17 protein-coding genes are annotated in these 14,437 nt (G+C 69.6%); 14 read left to right on the top strand and 3 right to left on the bottom strand.

Features of this window, described 5'->3' with window-relative positions; all coding sequences use genetic code 11:
• The first annotated feature begins 83 nt into the window (after positions 1-83).
• The 12 genes from EU555_RS04175 (at position 84) to EU555_RS04120 (ending at position 11,323) form a co-directional block, all read left to right on the top strand.
• Positions 84-590: a YceD family protein gene (locus tag EU555_RS04175; RefSeq protein ID WP_135413247.1), complete on the top strand. Its 507-nt coding sequence runs from the start codon at positions 84-86 to the stop codon at positions 588-590.
• A gap of 159 nt (positions 591-749) precedes the next feature.
• A complete protein-coding gene (plsX, locus tag EU555_RS04170; RefSeq protein ID WP_135413245.1) occupies positions 750-1,784 on the top strand; it encodes a phosphate acyltransferase PlsX in 1,035 nt (344 codons plus the stop codon).
• 30 nt (positions 1,785-1,814) lie between these two features.
• Positions 1,815-2,792: a beta-ketoacyl-ACP synthase III gene (locus EU555_RS04165; protein WP_135413243.1), complete on the top strand. Its 978-nt coding sequence runs from the start codon at positions 1,815-1,817 to the stop codon at positions 2,790-2,792.
• 120 nt (positions 2,793-2,912) lie between these two features.
• Entirely contained in the window at positions 2,913-3,230 is a 318-nt protein-coding gene (locus EU555_RS04160; protein WP_135413241.1) for an integration host factor subunit alpha, read from the top strand.
• A gap of 22 nt (positions 3,231-3,252) precedes the next feature.
• Complete coding sequence (locus tag EU555_RS04155) at positions 3,253-3,804, top strand: MerR family transcriptional regulator (RefSeq protein WP_245524132.1); 552 nt, start codon at positions 3,253-3,255, stop codon at positions 3,802-3,804.
• Between the two features lie 96 nt (positions 3,805-3,900).
• Positions 3,901-4,188: a hypothetical protein gene (locus EU555_RS04150; RefSeq protein ID WP_135413240.1), complete on the top strand. Its 288-nt coding sequence runs from the start codon at positions 3,901-3,903 to the stop codon at positions 4,186-4,188.
• Positions 4,185-4,652, top strand: coding sequence for a PIN domain-containing protein (locus EU555_RS04145; protein ID WP_135413238.1), 468 nt, complete (start codon positions 4,185-4,187; stop codon positions 4,650-4,652). The genes EU555_RS04150 and EU555_RS04145 overlap by 4 nt, the downstream gene beginning before the upstream one ends.
• A 96-nt stretch (positions 4,653-4,748) precedes the next feature.
• Positions 4,749-5,222 carry a hypothetical protein gene (locus EU555_RS04140; RefSeq protein WP_135413236.1) on the top strand — a complete coding sequence of 158 codons (474 nt, stop codon included), beginning with the start codon at positions 4,749-4,751 and terminating at the stop codon, positions 5,220-5,222.
• A gap of 202 nt (positions 5,223-5,424) precedes the next feature.
• Entirely contained in the window at positions 5,425-5,904 is a 480-nt protein-coding gene (locus EU555_RS04135; RefSeq protein WP_135413234.1) for a 4-aminobutyrate aminotransferase, read from the top strand.
• Between the two features lie 355 nt (positions 5,905-6,259).
• Positions 6,260-8,212, top strand: a complete 1,953-nt coding sequence (locus tag EU555_RS04130; RefSeq protein WP_135413232.1) for a PrkA family serine protein kinase — start codon at positions 6,260-6,262, stop codon at positions 8,210-8,212.
• A gap of 122 nt (positions 8,213-8,334) precedes the next feature.
• On the top strand, positions 8,335-9,648 hold the full coding sequence (locus EU555_RS04125) for a YeaH/YhbH family protein (RefSeq protein WP_135413231.1): 1,314 nt from the start codon (positions 8,335-8,337) through the stop codon (positions 9,646-9,648).
• 94 nt (positions 9,649-9,742) lie between these two features.
• Positions 9,743-11,323: a SpoVR family protein gene (locus EU555_RS04120; protein WP_135413229.1), complete on the top strand. Its 1,581-nt coding sequence runs from the start codon at positions 9,743-9,745 to the stop codon at positions 11,321-11,323.
• A gap of 126 nt (positions 11,324-11,449) precedes the next feature.
• On the opposite strand, the gene EU555_RS04110 is transcribed toward EU555_RS04120, so the two are convergent.
• On the bottom strand, positions 11,450-11,797 hold the full coding sequence (locus EU555_RS04110) for a DUF1476 domain-containing protein (protein ID WP_135413228.1): 348 nt from the start codon (positions 11,795-11,797) through the stop codon (positions 11,450-11,452).
• A gap of 151 nt (positions 11,798-11,948) precedes the next feature.
• On the opposite strand from EU555_RS04110, the gene EU555_RS04105 reads away from it, so the two are divergent.
• Together EU555_RS04105 and EU555_RS04100 are read left to right on the top strand one after the other, a co-directional pair.
• Positions 11,949-12,440, top strand: a complete 492-nt coding sequence (locus EU555_RS04105) for a YciE/YciF ferroxidase family protein (protein ID WP_135413226.1) — start codon at positions 11,949-11,951, stop codon at positions 12,438-12,440.
• Positions 12,441-12,482: 42 nt separating this feature from the next.
• The gene (locus tag EU555_RS04100; RefSeq protein WP_135413224.1) at positions 12,483-12,896 is read left to right on the top strand and encodes a VOC family protein; all 414 of its coding nucleotides are present in this window, start codon (positions 12,483-12,485) and stop codon (positions 12,894-12,896) included.
• Positions 12,897-12,911: 15 nt separating this feature from the next.
• Here the strand turns inward: EU555_RS04100 and EU555_RS04095 are convergent, their stop codons facing one another.
• Together EU555_RS04095 and EU555_RS04090 are read right to left on the bottom strand one after the other, a co-directional pair.
• Positions 12,912-13,907, bottom strand: coding sequence for a ferredoxin reductase domain-containing protein (locus EU555_RS04095; RefSeq protein ID WP_135413222.1), 996 nt, complete (start codon positions 13,905-13,907; stop codon positions 12,912-12,914).
• Between the two features lie 59 nt (positions 13,908-13,966).
• Positions 13,967-14,320, bottom strand: a complete 354-nt coding sequence (locus EU555_RS04090) for a hypothetical protein (protein ID WP_135413220.1) — start codon at positions 14,318-14,320, stop codon at positions 13,967-13,969.
• Between the last annotated feature and the right edge of the window lie 117 nt (positions 14,321-14,437).

Below are 14,437 nucleotides of genomic sequence, written 5' to 3'. Positions count from 1 at the left end.
GAGGGCCGGGCCCGACCGCGTCGGAGGCGCCCCTCGGGGCTACCCCGCGCCCGCCCCTCGCAAGCATCCGGAAAGGAGCCCCCATGACCCCCGACAGCGTCGGCCCGTTCTCCCGCCCGATCCTGGTCGAGCGCACCCTGAAGGCCGGCCAGCCCGTCACCGTCGAGGCGACCGAGGAGGAGCGCGCGGCCCTCGCCCGCGATTTCGGCCTGCCGGGGATCGCGCGGCTTGCCGGCACCTTCCGGCTCTCCGGCTCGCTGCACCGGCTCCAGGTCGCCGGCACCGTCGAGGCCGCGGTCACCCAGACCTGCGTCGTGACCCTCGAGCCGTTCGACGCGACCGTGACCGAGGAGGTCGACGTCGACTTCGCCGCCCAGGACGCCTTCGCGGGCACCCCGGCCGAGGATGCCGACATCCCCGACCCGATCGTCAACGGCCGCATCGACCTCGGCAGCCTGGCCGCCGAGTTCCTGGCGCTCGGCCTCGATCCCTACCCGCGCAAGCCCGGCGTCGCCTTCGAGCCGCCGGCCGAGGCCGGGGAGGAGACGCCCTTCGCGGCGCTCCGGGATCTCGGGAGCCGCGACGGCTGAAGGCGCCCCGAGACGCGGATCGGACACGGAAGGCTTCAGAATTCGTTTGCGGCCCGGCGCCGTGTCGCTATTTTCCGCCGCGCCGCGGACCCCCTGCACCGTCCCCGACTCCTTCCTCCCCACGTCCCCGGCGGATCCGAGAGGCTGTTCGACACCCCCATGTCCCAGAGAGTGCGCATCTCGCTCGACGCGATGGGCGGCGATCACGGCCCCTCGACGGTCGTGCCCGGTGCGGGGCTCGCCCGCGAGCGCCACCCCGAGACGACGTTCCTGATGTTCGGCGACGAGGCGGTGCTCACTCCCCTGGTCGCGGCCGAGCCGCGCCTGAAGGATGCCGTCGAGATCCGCCACACCACGGTCGCGGTCGCGATGGACGAGAAGCCCAGCCAGGCGGTGCGCTCGGGCCGCGGCAAGTCGTCGATGTGGAAGGCGATCCAGGCGGTGCGCGACGGCGAGGCCGACGCCGCGGTCTCGGCCGGCAATACCGGCGCCCTGATGGCGATGTCGAAGATCTGCCTCAAGACGATGTCGCACATCGAACGTCCCGCGATCGCCTGCCTGTGGCCGACGATCCGGGGCGAGAGCGTGGTGCTCGACGTCGGCGCCACCATCGGCACCGACGCCAACCACCTCGTCGACATGGCGGTGATGGGCGCCGCGATGGCCCGCATCGTGTTCGACCTCGACCGGCCGACGGTCGGCCTGCTCAACGTCGGCACCGAGGAGATGAAGGGCAACGAGGCCGTCAAGGAAGCGGCGCGCATGCTGCGCGAGAGCGACCTCCCGGGGCTGTCCTATCACGGCTTCGTCGAGGGCACGGATCTCGGCCGCGGCACCGTCGACGTGGTGGTGACGGAAGGGTTCACCGGCAACATCGCGCTGAAGACCGCCGAGGGAACCGCCAAGCAGATCGCCGCGTACCTCAAGGGGGCGATGGGCCGCACGCTGATGGCGAAGATCGGCTACCTGTTCGCCCGCGGCGCCTTCGAGGCCCTGCGCGAGAAGATGAACCCGAGCCGGGCCAATGGCGGCGTCTTCCTCGGCCTCGAGGGCATCGTGATCAAGAGCCACGGCGCCGCCGACGCCGAGGGGTTCGCCAGCGCCATCGACATCGCCCACGACATGGCCCGCCACGACCTGATGCGGACGATCCGGGAGCGCCTCGACGCGACGCCGGCCCAGGCCTCAGCATGAAGACCGCTTCGGCTTGAGAGAGGACGCATCATGACCCGCCTTCGCTCGGTGGTGCGGGGCTGCGGCTCCTACCTGCCGCGGACCACCGTCACCAACGACGACCTCGCCGCCCGGGTCGACACCTCGGACGACTGGATCATCCAGCGCACCGGCATCCGCCAGCGCCACATCGCCGAACCCGACGAGACCACCTCGGTCCTCGGCATCAGGGCGGCGCAGGCCGCCCTGCGCGACGCCGACATCGATCCGTCGACGATCGACCTCGTGGTCTGCGCGACCTCGACGCCGGACCACACCTTCCCGTCGACCGCGACCCAGATCCAGGCCGGGCTCGGCATCCACGCGGGGGCGGCCTTCGACCTGCAGGCGGTCTGCGCCGGCTTCGTCTACGCGGTCGCCACCGCCGACAAGTTCCTGACAACCGGCGGGGCCACCCGCGCCCTCGTGGTCGGCGCCGAGACCTTTTCGCGATTGCTCGACTGGGAGGACCGCACCACCTGCGTGCTGTTCGGCGACGGCGCCGGCGCCGTGGTGCTGGAGGCCCAGCCCGGCGAGGGCCTTGCGAGCGACCGCGGCGTGCTGACGAGCCAGCTCCGGTCCGACGGCCGCCACCGGGAGAAGCTCTACGTCGACGGCGGCCCGGGCTCGACGGGGACGACCGGCAAGCTGCGCATGGTCGGCAAGGAGGTCTTCCGCTTCGCGGTCGGCTCGGTGACCGACGTGATCGCCCAGGCCTTCGAGGCGACCGGCACCACCGCCGACGACCTCGACTGGTTCGTGCCGCACCAGGCCAACCGGCGGATCATCGAGGCCTCGGCCGACAAGCTCGGCATCGCCCGCGAGAAGGTGGTGCTGACGGTCGACCGCCACGGCAACACCTCGGCGGCCTCGATCCCGCTCGCCCTCGATGCCGCCTGCCGCGACGGCCGGATCAAGCGCGGCGACCTCGTGATGATCGAGGCGATCGGCGGCGGCTTCACCTGGGGCAGCGCGCTCATCCGCTGGTAGGCCCGCAAAGTATCCGGGGACCCGTCCGGCGCCCGGTTGACCCGGCGCGCAACGCAGATTAGCGTGCGCGATCATAGACATACGTTATTTTCGCGAATCAGCCGCCGGGGGAGCAGCACGATGGCAGGCAAGACGGTCACGCGGGCCGATCTGAGCGAGGCCGTCTACCAGCGGGTCGGCCTGTCGCGGACGGAATCCGCCGCCCTGGTGGAGACGGTGCTGTCGGAGATCTGCACCTGCCTCTCGGCCGGCGAGACCGTGAAGCTGTCCTCCTTCGGCTCCTTCGTGGTGCGCGACAAGGGCAAGCGGGTCGGACGCAACCCGAAGACCGGCGTCGAGGTGGCGATCGAGCCGCGCCGGGTGATGGTGTTCAAGCCCTCGAACGTGCTCAAGGCCCGGATCAACGGCGACGCCGCACCCGAGGACGACGAGGCCTGACCAGCCGCCGGAGGGCGGACGCATGAGCGGCATGGCGGGGGAGAACGAGGGCCCCGAGCCCGACGAGCCCGGCCCTGCGCCGCTGCCCGAGCGCGCATTCCTGCCCGAGAGGGGTGTTCTGCCCGAGAAGGAGCCCGGCGCCTTCCGGACCATCAGCGAGGTCGCGGACGACCTCGACCTGCCCCAGCACGTGCTGCGCTTCTGGGAGACGCGGTTCACCCAGGTCCGCCCGCTCAAGCGCGGCGGCAACCGGCGCTACTACCGCCCCGACGACGTCGATCTCCTGCGCGGCATCCGCCGGCTGCTCTACGGCCAGGGCTACACCATCCGCGGCGCCCAGCGGGTGCTGCGCGAGCGCGGCATGCGCTTCGTCCAGGCGGTCGGCCGCGGCGAGCAGATCGCCCCGGCCTTCGTCGAAGCCGACCACGATCCGGAGCCGGAGACCGCCCCGCCGCCCCTCGCGCGGGCGGACCGGGCGAGCCTCACGGCCGTGCTGGAGGAGTTGCGGGCGTGCCGGCGGCAGCTCGCGCGGCTGCACGGCGCGGATCAGGATCGCGACAGCGTGCGCGATTGACCTCGCCCGCATCGAACCACCGCTCGACGTGGAGCGGAACGATGGTAGGCTGAGATTTGTCCAGCAGCAGCACGCCTTCCCGCAACGGAGTCGATCGTGGACGTCAAGCAGGCCGTCTCCAAAGCCAAGAGATATCTGGCCGAGGTCTTTTCCGATGAAGAAATATCGGACATAAGGCTCGAAGAGGTCGAGTACGATCAGGTCGATAAGACTTGGTTGATCACGCTGGGCTTCCTTCAGCCTGATGTTGAGATGCCTGTCGACCGAGCACTTCGGAGAACCTCATTGCATCGCCCGGTGCGGCACAGCTACAAGCTCGTCAAGATCCCTGAGAACGACAACGACGTTCCGTCGATCAAGACCAGGATCCTTGGCGAGCCATGAATCGTGCGGTCATCCTGGACACGCAGCTAATCGTTCTTTTCACGGTTGGCCATACCTCCCGAGAGATGATCAAGAAGCACAAGAATCTGACCGACTTCAGCACGAGGGATTTCGACCTGCTGATGCTCCTGCTCGGGTTCGAGCCGAGGCTCGTCTTCCTGCCGAATACGGTGTCCGAGTCGGCGAACCTGCTCCGCCAGCACAGGGAGCCCAAGCGGAGCATCATCATGGAAACCTTCAGGGGCGTGGTGCACAGCCATCGGGAGCGATACATCACCAGCAGGGCTGCGACGGCTAGGAAAGAGTACAAGCGCCTGGGCGTCGCCGATGCTGCGATTCTCGAATGCTGCTCCGACAGATGCGAAATCCTCACTGCCGACGCCGACCTCCATGTGACAGCTTCCGGCCTCGGGATGCGATCGACCAACTTCAACCACAAGCGGGAGGAGTACGGCCTGCTCTGACCTTGCAGGTTCGGACGCGTCACGGACGGTCGGCGCCCAGTGCTCATTTTTCCATTCCATTGCCGAACTCGTTGCCCGGCCCCGCGTTACGCGCACATGGTCGATGCCCGCCGCCACGCTTCTCCGACCACCGAGCTGATCGCCCGGCTGATGCGCGTCGTGCGCACCTGCCCGGAGGCGACGGCGGACGTGCTCGAGCTGGTGCTGCTGGTGAGCCAGATCGAGGCGATCCCCGTGATCGACCGGGACTACCGCGACGCCAAGCGGGTGATCTCCCGCCTGCGTCACCCGCTCTGGGACATGACACCCGACCAGCGCGCCGTGCTGGGCCGCGCCGCCGACACGATCCGGGACGCCTGCCGCCTGCGCGAGAGCGACATCCCGGTCGATCCGATCGGCGATGCCGGCGAGCGGGCCAGGATCGAGCACGGACTGGCCTCGGCCCTTGCGGGCGAGTTCACGCCGGCCCAGATCGCCCGGGTGACCGGCGCCACCCTGGCGGTGCTGCAGGCCGCCAAGGGCGACGAGCCGGTCCGCACGGGCGACGAGGCGGGGGAGGGCGCACCATGATGATCGGCGATTACCCGGTCGAGGGTCGGGGTTACTGGCTCTGGCTCGGCGGCGTCGCCCTGCTCGGCCTGTTCAACCTCTTCGTGATGCTGGTCCTGCACTGAGCGCGGTTTCCCCCGCCGGGACCCGCCTCCGGGCCTCGACGGGACCGGGCGCGCTCCCCACATGCGGCCGGCATCCCCCTCGGAGAGCTTTGAGCCACATGACCAGCCCCTTTCGCCCGATCCTGGCGCTCGCCGTCCTGATGGCCGCCGGGCCCGTGCTGGCCGCCGGCCCCGCCCTCGCCCAGGTTATCCTCGTCCAAGCTGCGAAGGTCCGCGAGCACACCGTCGCCTCCGGCAAGCAGGTCCGGCTGGTGATGGTGCCGAACCTCAAGAAGGACTGCTCGCTGGGGCCGCAGCCCGAGCTGAAGGTCACGGGCGCCCCGAAGAACGGCGCCACGATCCAGCGCGCCGGCAAGGTGAAGACCCCGGCCACCTATCGCTGCCCGAACGTCGAGGCCAACGTCCAGGCCCTGTTCTACGAGAGCAAGGCCGGCTTCACCGGGACCGACGAGGTGACGGTGGAGATCAAGGGCACCGACGGCACCGTGAGCACCCAGACCATCAAGCTCACCGTCGGCGGCGCCGGCACCAAGGAAGGCCCGAAGGACGGCGCCAAGAAGGAGACCACCGACCTCTGAGCGCTCCTCGCGCCGGGCGCTCCCGGCCGGCGCGAAACGAAGCGGGAACGTTGGCCGCGCGGCCGGCGTTCCCCTTCCGTCTCGCGGCGCGCCGGTGGCGCGCCGGGAGGATGTGGAAAAACCGGAACAGGCGTGTCCTTTACGGCACAGGGCCGGGACGAACTCGGCTTTCGCGTTGGCGGACCTGCAACTTTCCCGGCCGTTGCGGCATGCGCCTTGCCCGCAGGCGGCCTGCATACAGGCTCCTGGCCGCCTCCGCATCCCTCCCCGCGTCGCCGCGCTGCGACAAACATGGGGATATCGATTGCATCCGAGGCGGGACAGGATGATCCTGGCGATGTCGTGAGGGTCCGGAATGCCAATGCCGTCAGCGAGCGACCTCTTTCAAACTTTCGCGCGCAGCTACGAGTCCCGCCGGGACTCCGAGCTGACGCTGTCCGAGTATCTCGAAGCCTGCCGTGACAATCCCCTGATGTACGCGAGTGCGCCGGAGCGCATTCTCGACGCGATCGGCCAGCCCGAGTTCATCGACACGGCGCGGGATTCGCGCCTGGGCCGGATCTTCATGAACCGGACCATCCGCGTCTACCCTGCCTTCTCCGAATTCTACGGCATGGAGGAGACGATCGAGCGCATCGTCTCGTTCTTCCGCCATGCCGCGCAGGGGCTCGAGGAGCGCAAGCAGATCCTCTACCTGCTCGGGCCGGTCGGCGGCGGCAAGTCGTCCCTCGCCGAGCGCCTGAAGTCGCTGATGGAGGTGCACCCGATCTACGTGCTCAAGGCCGGCAACGAGATGAGCCCGGTCTTCGAGAGCCCGCTGGTGCTGTTCGACCCCGAGACGATGGGGCCGATGATCGAGGAGCGATACGGCGTGCCGCGCCGGCGCCTGACCGGGCTGATGAGCCCGTGGTGCCTGAAGCGCCTCGACGAGTTCGGCGGCGACATCTCGAAGTTCAAGGTCGTCAAGGTCAACCCGTCGCGCCTGCGCCAGATCGCGATCGCCAAGACCGAGCCGGGCGACGAGAACAACCAGGACATCTCGTCGCTCGTCGGCAAGGTCGACATCCGCAAGCTCGAGACCCTGAGCCAGGCCGACCCCGACGCCTATTCCTACTCGGGCGGCCTCAACCGGGCGAACCAGGGCATCCTCGAATTCGTCGAGATGTTCAAGGCGCCGATCAAGATGCTGCACCCCCTGCTCACCGCGACGCAGGAGGGCAACTACGTCGGCACCGAGAATATCGGGGCGATCCCGTTCACCGGCATCATCCTCGCCCACTCCAACGAGGCGGAGTGGCAGAGCTTCAAGACCAACAAGAACAACGAAGCCTTCATCGACCGCATCTACGTCATCAAGGTGCCGTACTGCCTCCGCGTCACCGAGGAGCAGCGGATCTACGAGAAGCTGGTCTCGGGCTCCGAGCTCGCCAACGCCCGCTGCGCCCCCGGCACGCTGGAGATGCTGGCCCGGTTCTCGGTGCTTTCGCGCCTGCGCGAGCACGCGAACTCGAACCTCTTCTCCAAGATGCGGGTCTATGACGGCGAGTCCCTGCGCGAGGTCGATCCCCGCGCCCGCTCGATGCAGGAATACAAGGACACCGCCGGCGTCGACGAGGGCATGGACGGGATCTCGACCCGCTTCGCCTTCAAGGTGATGGCCGCCACCTTCAACCACGACACAACCGAGGTCTCGGCCGACCCGGTCCACCTGATGTACGTCCTCGAGCAGTCGCTGCGCCGCGAGCAGCTGCCGCCCGAGACCGAGAAGCGCTACCTCGAATTCATCAAGGGCGAGCTGGCGCCGCGCTACGCGGAGTTCATCGGCCACGAGATCCAGAAGGCCTATCTCGAATCGTATCACGATTACGGCCAGAACCTGTTCGACCGCTACATCGACTACGCCGACGCCTGGATCGAGGACCAGGACTTCAAGGACCCGGAGACCGGCCAGCTGCTCAACCGCGAGCTGCTGAACCAGGAGCTCACTAAGATCGAGAAGCCGGCGGGCATCGCCAACCCAAAGGATTTCCGCAACGAGGTGGTGAAGTTCGCCCTGCGCTCGCGCGCCCAGCATGGCGGGCGCAACCCGTCCTGGACCTCCTACGAGAAGATCCGCGAGGTGATCGAGCGGCGGATGTTCAGCCAGGTCGAGGAGCTTCTGCCGGTGATCTCCTTCGGCTCGAAGAAGGACAGCGAGACCGAGAAGAAGCACGGCGAGTTCGTCGAGCGGATGAAGGACCGCGGCTACACCGAGCGCCAGGTCCGGCGCCTCGTCGAGTGGTACATGCGCGTCAAGCAGGCGGGCTGAACCGCGCGACGACCCGGGCCCGCGGGAGACGTTCCCGCGGGCCGCCGCGCTCACCCGATGAGAGCGGTGGCGGGGCCCCGGCCCGTTACGGTATGGTGGCGTGATCGGAAAGCGTGAAGCGGATGCACATCATCGATCGACGCCTCAATCCCGGCGGCAAGAGCCTGGCGAACCGGCAGCGGTTCCTGCGCCGGGTCAAGGACGTGGCCCAGCGCGCGGTGCGCGAGGCCGCCCGGGAGAAGGACATCAAGGACCTCGGCAAGGACGGCAACGTCACCGTCCCGGTCGACGGCGTGCGCGAGCCGAAGTTCAGCCGCAACCCCTCCACGGGCGTGCAGGACCACATCCTGCCCGGCAACAAGACCTATATCGAGGGCGACCTGATCGAGCGCCCGCCGGGCGGCAGCGGGGGTGGGGGCGGCAGCGGTCAGTCCGGCGACGGCGGCCAGGACAGCGAGGACTCGTTCCGCTTCGTCCTGACCCGCGACGAGTTCCTGGAGCTGTTCCTCGAGGACCTCGAACTGCCCGACCTCGCCAAGCGCCGCCTCGCGGTGGTCGAGACCGCGACCCTGCGCCGGGCCGGCTACACGGTGTCCGGCTCGCCGGCGAACCTCGCGCTGGGCCGGACCCTGCGCAACTCGCTGTCGCGGCGCATCGCCCTCAAGCGGCCGAAGACCGAGGAGATGCAGGCGCTCGAGGAGGAGATCCGGGCGCTGGAGGCGACCGACCCGGACGCCGTGATCCTCGACGAGCTGCGGGCGGAGCTGGCGCGCCTGCGCACCCGCTCGCAGCGCATCCCCTATGTCGATCCGATCGACCTGCGCTACCGGCGCTTCGAGCCCTATCCGCGCCCCGTCGCCCAGGCGGTGATGTTCTGCCTGATGGACGTCTCGGGCTCGATGACCGAGCACATGAAGGACCTCGCCAAGCGGTTCTACATCCTGCTGCACATCTTCCTGACCCGGCGCTACAAGCACGTCGAGATCGTCTTCATCCGCCACACCGACCACGCCAAGGAGGTCGACGAGGAGACGTTCTTCGGCTCGCGCGAGACCGGCGGCACGCTGGTCTCCTCGGCCCTTGTCGAGATGAAGCGGATCATCGCCGAGCGCTACAACCCCGAGGACTGGAACATCTACGCCGCCCAGGCCTCGGACGGCGACAACGTGTCGAGCGACGGCGCGACCTCGCAGGACTTGCTGCGCTCGTCGATCCTGCCGGCCTGCCAGTACTTCGCCTATCTCGAGGTCGGCGACGAGGGCGGGCCGCGGGCCGGCTTCGTCGAGCACCGCACCACGCTCTGGCGCACCTACGAGCCGGTCTCGAAGACCAACTCCGTGCTGGCGATGCGCAAGGTCAACCACCGCCGCGACATCTACCCGGTCTTCCGCGAACTCTTCGCCCGCAAGGCCGGGCAGGAGACCGCGGCCCCGTAACGAAGGCGCGGCCTGACCGGGGCCGCGCCGCACGATTTCGGTTCGCATCCCGCCGCCGGGGGATGCTTAGAGGCACCGGGAGGTCCGACGCCCGATGAGTTCCGCCACCTTCGGCGCGCGGCCCGCCGGCCCGGCCGTGATCGCCAAGACCACACCGCTCTTCACCGGCAACGACTGGGACTTCGACACCATCCGGCGCATCCACGACGCCTGCGAGGCCATCGCCGGTCCGGAACTGGGCCTGAGCTGGTACCCGAACCAGATCGAGATCATCACCGCCGAGCAGATGCTCGACGCCTACGCGTCGATCGGCATGCCGCTGTTCTACAAGCACTGGTCGTTCGGCAAGCACTTCGCCCAGCACGAGGCCGGCTACCGCCGCGGCCTGATGGGCCTCGCCTACGAGATCGTCATCAACTCCGACCCGTGCATCTCCTACATCATGGAGGAGAACACGGCGACGATGCAGACGCTGGTCATCGCCCACGCCGCCTTCGGCCACAACCACTTCTTCAAGAACAACTATCTCTTCCGCCAGTGGACCGACGCGGAAGGCATCCTCGACTACCTCGAGTTCGCCAAGACCTTCATCTCCCGCTGCGAGGAGCGCTACGGCCACAACGCCGTCGAGGCGGTGCTGGATGCCGCCCACGCGCTGATGAACCAGGGCGTGCACCGCTATCCCCGCAAGAAGCGGCCCGACCTCTCCTCCGAGCAGCGCCGCGAGCGCGAGCGCCAGGAGCATCAGGAGAGGATGTACAACGACCTCTGGCGCACCCTGCCGGCCAAGGCCCAGGCCGGCAAGCCCGACCCGCAGGCCGAGCGCCGCCGGGCGCTCCTGGAGCTGCCGCAGGAAAACATCCTCTACTTCCTGGAGAAGGCGGCGCCGCGGCTGCAGCCCTGGCAGCGCGAGATCCTGCGCATCGTCCGCCACGTCGCGCAGTACTTCTACCCGCAGCGCCAGACCAAGGTGATGAACGAGGGCTGCGCGACCTACAACCACTACCGGATCATGACCCGCCTGTCCGAGACCGGGCAGATCGACGAGGCGGCCTATCTCGAGTTCCTGCAGTCGCACACCAACGTGATCCGCCAGCCGACCTACGACGACCGGCATTACGGCGGCCACAACCCCTACGCCATCGGCTTCGCGATGATGACGGACATCGCCCGCATCTGCACCGAGCCGACCGACGAGGACCGGGACTGGTTCCCCGACATCGCTGGCAGCGGCGACCCGATGGGGGTCCTGCGCGACGTCTGGGCCAATTACCGCGACGAGAGCTTCATCGCGCAGTTCCTCAGCCCGCGCCTGATGCGGCAGCTGCGGCTGTTCCACGTCACCGACGATCCCGACAAGCCGGAATTGCGGGTCGAGGCGATCCACGACGAGCGCGGCTACCGGCGCCTGCGCCGGGCCTTCGCCCGGCAATACGACGTCGCCTGGCTCGACCCCGACATCGAGGTGGTCGACGTCGACCTCGAGGGCGACCGCAAGCTGATCCTCCACCACAAGGTGCTCAACCGCGTCCTCCTCAACAAGGACGACGCGGCGCGGGTGCTCCAGCACCTCGCCGACCTGTGGGGCTACGACGTGCTGATGAAGGAGGTCGATACCGCCACCGGGACCGTGCTCAAGGAGCACACCGCCAGCGCGCGGCCGACCTTCTTCTGATGCCAGCGGTCATTGAAAATGACCTTTGGTTCCGTTCTCGATTTTTCGCCAAGACTCTGGCGTGGCATCGAAAATTCGAGATGACCCAACGGCCTGATGCGTCAGTATCTCAGGCCGTTGGCATGATCAGGCCCGGGCCTGTTCGCGTACGGTCCGGGCCGCCTCGGCGCCGTAACGGGCGATCAGCCCCGGCAGGGCGTCGGCCTCCGCCTCGACGCCGCGTCCGGCGAGGTCGGCCCGCAGCCGCTCGGCCAGGGCCTCGTCGTGGCTGCGTCCCGCCGGGGGCCGGCCGGCCCCGGCCTCGACCAGGCGCTGCACATAGGCCTCGGCCTCGCGGCCGGTGAGGTTCAGGCGCTCGCACATCCAGGCGCCGAGCATCTTGTTGCGCCGGGCGAGCGCCAGGAACCGCAGCTCCTCGTCCAGGGCGAACAGAGCCTCGTAGGCCCGCTCCCGCTCGTCGAACAGCGTCGTCATGGGGTCATCTCCCTCGGATCCATGCCCCCGATCCGCAGAATGGCCCGCCGTGCCCCCGGGCGCCAGGGCCGGGCCGTTCACGAAGCGCCGAGGAACGAAGGCCCCGACCGAGGAGTTGCCCGGGCACTTCGGTACCCCACGGGAGCATATCATGGCCGATGACAAGAACCTCCGGGCTCTCTTCCTGCACCAGCTCAAGGACACCTACTTCGCCGAGAACGCGATCCTGAAGGCGCTGCCCAGGATGGCGCAGGCGGCCCGCTCGGACGAGTTGCGCGGCGCCTTCAGCGTCCACGTCGAGGAGACCCGTCAGCAGGTCAAGCGGCTCGACCAGGTCTTCCGGCTGGTCGGCGAGAAGCCGGAGGGCGTCACCTGCCAGGCGATCCAGGGCATCATCGCCGAGGGCGAGGAGGTGATGCAGGACTTCGCCGGCAGCGAGGCGCTGGATGCCGGCCTGATCGCCGCCGCGCAGGCGGTGGAGCATTACGAGATCACCCGCTACGGCACCCTGCTGGCCTGGGCCCGCCAGCTCGGCCTCTCCGAGGCGGAGGACCTGATCAAGGAGACCCTGATCGAGGAGGAGAACACCGACGAGGTGCTGTCGGAACTCGCCGAGGACGCGATCAACCCGGCGGCGGCGTAACCCGAGGCAGCGCCCGCGCGTTTCTCGGGCAGGAGGTGCGCCATGCCGGAGATCGCCGGGATCCTCGAGACGGTCCTCTACGTCGACGACCTCGCGCGGGCGGCCGCGTTCTGGGGCGGGCCGATCGGCCTGCCCTGCATCCACGAGGATCACCGGATGCGGGCCTACGACGTCGCCGGGCGCGGCGTGCTGCTGCTGTTTCCCCGCGGCGGCTCGCTGCACCCGGTTCCGACGCCCGGGGGCACGATCCCGCCGCATGACGGGTCGGGCCCGCTCCACCTCGCCCTCGCGATCCCGGCCGACGCGCTCGAGGCCTGGGAGCGGCACCTCGCGGCCCACGGCATCGCGATCGAGGGCCGCACCACCTGGCCGCGCGGGGGCGTCAGCCTGTACTTTCGCGACCCCGACGGGCACCTCGTGGAGCTGGCGACGCCGGGATTGTGGAAGGGCTACTGACCCGGCGCGGCCAGCTCACAATCCGAACTGCGCGCCCGCATCCCCCGGCGTGACGAGGCTGCGCGCCCGGCTGCGGGCCGGCAGGAAGGGCAGGGCCACGCAGGAGGCGCCAACGCTGTCGCAGAGGCGCTCGACCGCCCGCACGATCTCCGGCGGGCCGGCGGCGTGGACGGTGTCGCTCGGGCGCAGGGGAGGCAGATGGGCCGTGACCGGGCCGTGGCGCACGTCGCTCTGGCCGCGGCGGTCGCGGCTCGCCGCCAGCGTGATCTGCTGCACGCCGGTGCCGCGCAGCCAGGCGAGGGCCGGGCGCATGTAGAGGTCGTCGGCGTCGCCGGCGCCGACCACCAGCACCATCTCGCGGTTGATCTCGAGGTGGCGCGCCGCACGGGCGATGGCCCAGATCGGCGCGAAGCCGGTCTCGGCCGAGACGAGGACGAGGCGCCCGGGCCCGGGCCGGTACGGAGTGCCGCCGGCCGGCCCCTTGATCCGCACCGCGTGGCCGGGATGCACCGCCTCGCCGAGGGCGGGGCCGAGCGCGCCGCCGTCGCGGCGCAGGTGGAACACGAGCTCGTTGAGCTCGGTGGTGCCCTCGATGCGCTGGGTCGGGCAGTAGGGCCGGGCCGGCAGGCCCGCGAAGGTGACCTCGACGGCCTGGCCGGGGGCGACCTCGAGGGCGCGCGAGACCGTCACCGCCACCTCCAGCACCGCGCCGGAGAGCGGCGTCGCCGAGAGCAGCGTGCCGGCGCGCTTGACCGTGCGCAGCACCGCGAGGGGCGAGGGCGCCGGGCCCGGCCGGGTGCCGGGACCCTCGCCGAGGCGCGGCCGGGCACGGCTGGTGTTGCGCAGTCGCGGCAGGGCATCGTGGTGCCGCGCGTCCTGCAGGAGCGAGTCCTGGACGAGGCCGTCCCGGCCGGCGGCGACGCTTCCGGGCAGCGCGGCATCGAGGGGCGTGTCGCCGGTCGCCACACGGACGGGCTTGCCGTTGACGACGAGCGAGCAGCGGGGGCTCATGGCCGTCTCCGTGCGACGTTCAGGGCGGATGAGGCGAAGGGCAGCGGCGCGGGGATGCGTCAGCGGGGGGCGAAGAGCAGGCGCTCGACCAGGGAGGCCCAGCGGTCGCGGTCGGTGCGAAGCTCCTCCTGCCGGTCCTCGTCTTCAGCCTGCTGGGTCGTCAGGGCGGCGACCTGGGCGCGCAGCTCCGCCGCGGCCTCCCGCTCGGAGCGCAGAACCGCCTTCATCACCTTGTTCTCGGCCTCGAGCTGGGCCACGAGGTCGTCGATCTCCTCGGCCGGCGGCTGCTCGGGCATCGGCAGGCGGATCGGCCGGGGCCCGAGCCAGCCCGGGGGCAGGAGCAGGCGCCGCACCAGATCGAAGTCCGGGCCCTCACCGTGCCGGTCCGCGATGTCAAACGCCGCCTCGCCCATCACCGCCTCTCCGCGCCTCGTACCGAGCCGTCCGGACGGCACCCTCGGAAGGGCGCTCCCGCATCCGTTCGCGGCCAGGCTGACGATGCTGCCGTCATGGTTAAGGAGCGTTTAAGC

Origin of the sequence: Methylobacterium nonmethylotrophicum (assembly GCF_004745635.1) — a bacterium.
GTDB lineage: Bacteria > Pseudomonadota > Alphaproteobacteria > Rhizobiales > Beijerinckiaceae > Methylobacterium > Methylobacterium nonmethylotrophicum.
Note: the sequence above shows the minus strand (reverse complement) of the source record. Positions and strands in the feature narration are given on the sequence as shown.